The organism is uncultured Mycobacterium sp. (genome assembly GCF_964249325.1).
GTDB lineage: Bacteria > Actinomycetota > Actinomycetes > Mycobacteriales > Mycobacteriaceae > Mycobacterium.
This window is the reverse complement of sequence record NZ_CAXUCH010000262.1, coordinates 1-5,753: the sequence shown is the minus strand read 5'-3', so window position 1 is coordinate 5,753 and position 5,753 is coordinate 1. Positions and strand designations below refer to the sequence as shown.

The following is a 5,753-nucleotide window of genomic DNA, read 5'->3' as shown; positions in this document are numbered from 1 at the left end:
GTATACGTGGGCTCGGAGGCGGTGTTTTCCGCGTTGACTTTCGCCGAGCTGCCGCAGCTGGCGAACCTGAATCCCGATGCCGCCGGGGTGAATCTGTCTCTTCGCCGCTCCGGCAACGTCGTGATCCTGGAAGGGCGGGCAGACCTGACGTCGTTGACCGATCCCGAGGCCGACGTCGAGCTCAGCGTGTCGTTCCCCGGCGCTGTCACCTCCACCAACGGCGAACGCGTCGACCCCGACGTCGTCGCGTGGAAGCTCAAGCCCGGCGCAGTCAGCACGATGACCGCCCAGGCGCGCTACACCGATCCCAGCACCCGTTCGTTCACCAATGCCGCTCTGTGGCTGGGCATTTCGTCGTTCGTGGTAGCTGGTGCGGTGGCGCTGCTGGCGTGGCAGTCCCGTGACCGCTCACCGAGGTTCAGCACGCCGGGCGATCACGCGCCGGAGTAAGCCATCTGCTACGGCTTGGCGGGCGACCAGTAGTCGAGCATCTGCGCGAAGGTTTCGAAGGCCGGCGCCGAAACGCCGTAGGTGGCCTCCAGATGGATGCTCAGCGTATACCCCAGCTCGGCGACACCGTCGATCACACGCTTGTACAGGTCGACCATCAGCCGGCGCTTCTGCGCGGGCTCGCTGCTAGCCAGTGTCTTGACGAACTCCTGCTCTGCGGCCACCGCGGCGTTACCCGGATCCTGGATGAGCCAGTTGATGAAACCCACCCGGCTCTCCACCTTCGGTACAAACCCGAACGACAACAAGATCTCTGGGCGGTGGTTGGTGTGCTCGGCGAACTCGGCGAGGAACGCCACAATCGCGTCGGAATACAGCAGCTGGGTCTGAGCGAACGTCGCGCCTTGTTCACATTTGAAGTTGAACCGGCCCTGTTCACCTTCCCGGGTAGGAATCAGGATGACACCGCGGTTAGCCACTAATTCGCGATAAATGGACAGGGCGTCAGTCGGCGCTACGCCGGAGCCTTCGCCGTCTTTCATGGTCCGCGGTACACCGACGAAAACGATGCCGTCTATCCCGGCGGACGCCAACTCGGTGAGCCGCTGGCGCAGGGTGGGCTCGTCCATGAATGCGGTGACCTGGCTGCACAATCCGCGCACTCCGGGCAGCTCCGGTTTGATGAGCGACCAGAAATCCAACACGTCGAGTTTCGGCTTCATTTCGACGGGCCGGTCATCCTCTTCGGCGATCAGCCCCGGAATCATCACGTGCCCAATGTGGCCGTCGATGCCGGCTTCGGCAGAGAGCTGCGCGACTTTACGCGCGTCTTCAACCGCCTGCTGGCGGCCGCGCTCCAGGTTCGGCGGTACAAGTTCGAGCGCAACGGTGTTGAGGGTGCTTGCCACCCCGACAGCATAGGTGCGAGATAGTGAGCCTGTCGAAGCAAGTTGGGTGGCGCCTGCCGCCCAGCGCCGTCTCGACCCGGGCGACCCAGCCGTACGCTCTAGCGTGAACACACATCGCAGAAAGGGGCGCCGCGCTGAGCGTCGAAGCAGCGGCAACCGTTGAGGTGGCTGACCGGATCACCGCGCAGCTGCAACGGTATCTGCATGACCGCCGCACTGCGGCTGCTCACATCGGCGGTGACTACGACGTCCTGATCGCCCAGTTAGAGGAGTTCGTGCTCATCGGGGGCAAGCGGCTGCGGCCGGTGTTCGCCTACTGGGGCTGGCGCGCGGTGACCAGCCAAGAGGCTGACCAGCAGGTATTACTACTGTTCTCCGCGCTGGAACTGCTGCACGCCAGCGCGCTGGTGCATGACGACGTGATCGACGCGTCGGCAACTCGGCGCGGTCGGCCGACCACCCACCTCAACTTCGCCGAGTTGCACCGCGCCCGGCACTGGCGAGGCGCGGCGGACCAATTCGGGGTGTCGGCCGCCATCCTGCTCGGCGACCTGGCGCTGGCCTGGGCTGACGACATCGTCGCCGACGCTGATCTGCCGCCCGACGCGCACCGCCGAGTCCGCCGCGTGTGGGCCGATATCCGCACTGAAGTCTTGGGTGGCCAGTACCTCGACATCGTCGCTGAGGCCAGCGCCACAGAGTCGGTCGCCTCGGCGATGACCGTCAATACGTATAAGACCGCCTTCTACACAGTGGTGCGCCCGCTGCAGTTGGGTGCCGCGGCAGCCGCGGATCGGCCCGACGTGCATGCGGTTTTCGAGCAGGTCGGCATCGACCTCGGGTTGGCGTTTCAGCTGCGCGACGATGTCCTCGGTGTTTTCGGTGATCCGGCCGTCACCGGGAAGCCTTCCGGTGACGACCTGCGGTCGGGCAAGCAAACGGTGCTGGTGGCCGAGGCGATGGCGATGGCCGACCGGTCCGATCCGGTGGCGGCCAAACTGTTGCGTTCGTCGATGGGTACTGAGCTGACCGACGCCCAGGTGCGTGAACTGTGCGACGTCATCCGGGCGCTGGGTGCGCTGGCCGCCGTGGAGCAGCGAATCGACATGCTGACCCGGCGGGCGTTGGACACGTTGGCTGCCGCACCGATCAACGCGCCAGCCAAGGCGGGGCTGTCCGAACTGGCCAAGCTGGCCGCCACCAGGTCCGCGTGAGCGGTATGACCACTCCGGCGCCCGCACCGGCCACTAAATCTGGTCATGTTGTCGGCCAAGGTTTTTCGCGGCTGCGGGAGTTCACTGGAGCTCAGGACGCCGGGCCAGCGCTGCTGGGCTTGGCGGGTGCAGTGCTGATCACCGCGGGCGGGCTCGGAGCGGGCAGCACCAAGCCGCACGACCCGTTGTTGGAGTCGATGCACCTGTCCTGGCTGCGCTTCGGGCACGGGCTGGTGCTGTCCTCGACCGTGCTGTGGCTCGGTGTCGGCCTGATGCTGATCGCATGGCTGCGGCTGGGACGGCGTGTGATCGCCGGCGAGGCAAGCGAATACACGCTGGTGGCCACTACCGGGTTCTGGCTTGCGCCGCTGTTGCTGTCGGTGCCGGTCTTCAGCCGAGACACCTACTCGTATCTCGCCCAGGGCGCGCTGCTGCGCGACGGCCTGGACCCCTACGTTGCTGCTCCGGTCGACAATCCGAATCCCTTGCTGGACAACGTCAGTCCTATTTGGACGATCACCACCGCACCGTACGGCCCGGCGTTCATTCTGGTCGCCAAGTTCATCACGATGCTGGTCGGCAATCACGTGATCGCCGGAACCATGCTGCTGCGGTTATGCATGCTGCCCGGGCTGGCGCTGCTGATTTGGGCCACGCCGCGGATCGCCAGTCATCTCGGCGCGGATGCCCCAACAGCGCTATGGGTCTGCGTGCTCAACCCGTTGGTGATCATCCATCTGATGGGTGGTGTCCACAACGAGATGCTGATGGTCGGGCTGATGGTCGCCGGCATCGCGCTGACCTTCGAGCGCCACCATGTCGCCGGCATCACGCTGGTCGCCGTCGCAGTGGCGGTCAAGGCGACAGCCGGGATCGCGCTGCCGTTTTTGGTGTGGTTGTGGATGCACCATCTGCGCGACCGGAGGGGCTACCGCCCACTACCGGCCTTCGCGGCGGCCGCCGCAACGTCTGCGCTGATCTTCGCCGCGGTGTTCGCGGGGTTGTCTGCGGTGGCGGGGGTCAGTCTGGGTTGGCTGACCGCGCTGGCCGGCTCGGTGAAGATCATCAACTGGCTCACGGTGCCGACCGCGGTCGCGAACCTGGTGCACGCCTTGGGCGGATGGTTCTTCCCGGTCAACTTCTATGCGGTGCTGCACATCACCCGGATCGTCGGCATCGTGATCATCGCCGTGGCGCTGCCGATGCTGTGGTGGCGGTTTCGCCACAATGACCGCGAGGCATTGACCGGTATCGCGTGGGCAATGGGGGTGGTGTTGTTCGTGCCCGCGGCGTTGCCGTGGTACTACTCGTGGCCGCTGGCGGTGGTGGCCTCGCTGGCTCAATCGCGGGCGTCGATCGCGGCGATCGCGGCGTTCTCGACGTGGATCATGGTGATCTTCAGACCCGATGGTGCACACGGGATGTATTCGTGGCTGCATGTCTCGTTGGCGACGGCGTGCGCGGTGGTCGCGTGGTATGCGCTGTACCGGGCGCCGAAGCCGCGCAGCGAGATGGCCGAAAACCCTAGTACGCCATAGCTTGGGCTCGGCGCACCACTTCGCGGGCCTGGTGGGCATGCAGCGCGTCGACCGGACGGGCATTGGTCACGGCGTCTCGGGTCCCGTCCCGGGTGATGGTCAGCGACGGATCCGGTGTGAATAACCAGCGCACGATCTCGGTCTCGTGGTACCCGCCGTCGTGCAAAACCACCAGAAGCCCGGGCAGGCTCTTGACCACCTCACCGGATTCGGTGAAGAAGATTCGCGGCACCACCACATCACCGCGGCGTCGAACTGCGATCAGATGGCCTTCCCGTAGCTGCTGCTGAACCTTGCTGAGGGACACGCCGAGCAGCTCGGCGACCCGGGGCAGATCGTAAGTGGGCTCGTCGGGGTCCAGAACGTCGTCGCCGGCCGGAATACTGCTCACCGCGCCAAGTCTAGAGCTCATACCGGCGCGCTGCGTGCACGTTTCAGCTGAATCGCACCGGCACCTACGATGGCTCCGTGGCCGCAGCTGTGACGGGAGATCCGCTCGACGGCGCGTTGCTCGACGGGCGCTACCGGGTGCAGGCGAAGATCGCCAGCGGCGGCACGTCCACGGTGTACCGGGGTCTTGACGAGCGACTGGACCGTCCTGTCGCGGTGAAGGTGATGGATGCTCGCTATGCCGGTGACGAGCAATTCCTGACCCGCTTTCGGCTGGAGGCGCGCACGGTTGCGCGGCTCAAGCATCCCGGCCTGGTCGCGGTCTACGACCAAGGGCTCGATGCCCGCCACCCGTTTCTGGTGATGGAGCTCATCGAGGGCGGCACACTGCGCGAATTGGTGATCGAGCGCGGCCCGATGCCGCCGCACGCGGTGGTGGCGGTGCTTCGGCCGGTGCTGGGCGGCCTGGCCGCCGCGCATCGGGCCGGGCTGGTGCACCGCGACGTCAAGCCGGAAAACGTGCTGATCTCCGACGAGGGCGAAGTGAAGATCGCCGACTTCGGGTTGGTCCGCGCCGTGGCCGCCGCCGGAATCACTTCGGCCAGCGTCATTTTGGGCACCGCCGCCTACCTGTCCCCCGAGCAGGTACGCGACGGGAAAGCCACGCCCAGCAGCGATGTCTACGCAGTCGGGATCCTGACTTATGAGTTGCTGACCGGTGGCACGCCGTTTTCCGGCGACTCGCCGCTGACGGTTGCCTACCAACGTTTGGACACCGATGTGCCGCCACCCAGCAACGCTATCGACGGCGTGCCCCCGCAGTTTGACGAGTTGGTAGCGCGTGCAACGGCCCGCGACCCGGCCGACCGTCATGCGGACGCGGCCGAGTTGGGTGCCGAACTGGACACGGTCGCTGACGAGTTGATGCTGCCGGAGTTCCGGGTGCCGGCGCCACGCAACTCCGCCCAACACCGCTCAGCTGTGCTGTATCACAGTCGAATTCAGACCCAGCGAGTCACCGATCAGCCGCCTCGTCCACAGGCCGCGGCACCGGTTCGCCAACCTACCCGGCAGCTGACGCGCGACTGGCCTGGCGAAGAAGATGAGGTTGACAGCCAAGCGGTCTCAGGTCAATTCGCCGGTATCGAGCTCAGCGAATTCATCTGGGCGCGACAACATGCCCGACGGATGGTGCTGGTCTGGGTGGCGATCGTGCTTGCCTGCACCGGGCTGGTCGCCGCCGCGGGGTGGAC

General features: G+C 65.9%; 6 protein-coding genes. 4 read left to right on the top strand and 2 right to left on the bottom strand.

The genetic code is table 11. From position 1 onward, the window contains the following. The coding region (locus ACFE99_RS22010) for an LppM family (lipo)protein (RefSeq protein WP_375488554.1) at nt 1-450 on the top strand (450 nt) is incomplete at its 5' end. A gap of 8 nt (nt 451-458) precedes the next feature. Here the strand turns inward: ACFE99_RS22010 and ACFE99_RS22005 are convergent. Next, nucleotides 459-1,358, bottom strand: a complete 900-nt coding sequence (locus tag ACFE99_RS22005; protein ID WP_375488551.1) for a mycobacterial-type methylenetetrahydrofolate reductase — start codon at nt 1,356-1,358, stop codon at nt 459-461. A 164-nt stretch (nt 1,359-1,522) separates the two neighbouring features. Here ACFE99_RS22005 and idsA2 point away from each other — a divergent pair, with 164 nt between their 5' ends. Both idsA2 and ACFE99_RS21995 read left to right on the top strand, forming a co-directional pair. Continuing rightward, a complete protein-coding gene (idsA2, locus tag ACFE99_RS22000) occupies nt 1,523-2,572 on the top strand; it encodes a bifunctional (2E,6E)-farnesyl/geranyl diphosphate synthase (protein ID WP_375488549.1) in 1,050 nt (349 codons plus the stop codon). A gap of 5 nt (nt 2,573-2,577) precedes the next feature. Further along, on the top strand, nt 2,578-4,110 hold the full coding sequence (locus tag ACFE99_RS21995; RefSeq protein WP_375488547.1) for an alpha-(1->6)-mannopyranosyltransferase A: 1,533 nt from the start codon (nt 2,578-2,580) through the stop codon (nt 4,108-4,110). Here ACFE99_RS21995 and ACFE99_RS21990 read toward each other — a convergent pair. Further along, entirely contained in the window at nt 4,097-4,501 is a 405-nt protein-coding gene (locus tag ACFE99_RS21990) for an Rv2175c family DNA-binding protein (protein ID WP_375488545.1), read from the bottom strand. The two genes, ACFE99_RS21995 and ACFE99_RS21990, sit on opposite strands and share 14 nt — an antisense overlap. A gap of 77 nt (nt 4,502-4,578) precedes the next feature. Between ACFE99_RS21990 and ACFE99_RS21985 the strand changes: the two genes are divergently transcribed. Next, nucleotides 4,579-5,753: protein kinase (locus ACFE99_RS21985; RefSeq protein WP_375488543.1), on the top strand; the 1,175-nt coding region annotated here is incomplete at its 3' end.

Excerpts from the sequence above, each read along its gene's own strand:
- ACFE99_RS21995 (WP_375488547.1), top strand. The coding sequence starts at position 2,578 with ATGACCACTCCGGCGCCCGCACCGGCCACTAAATCTGGTCATGTTGTC.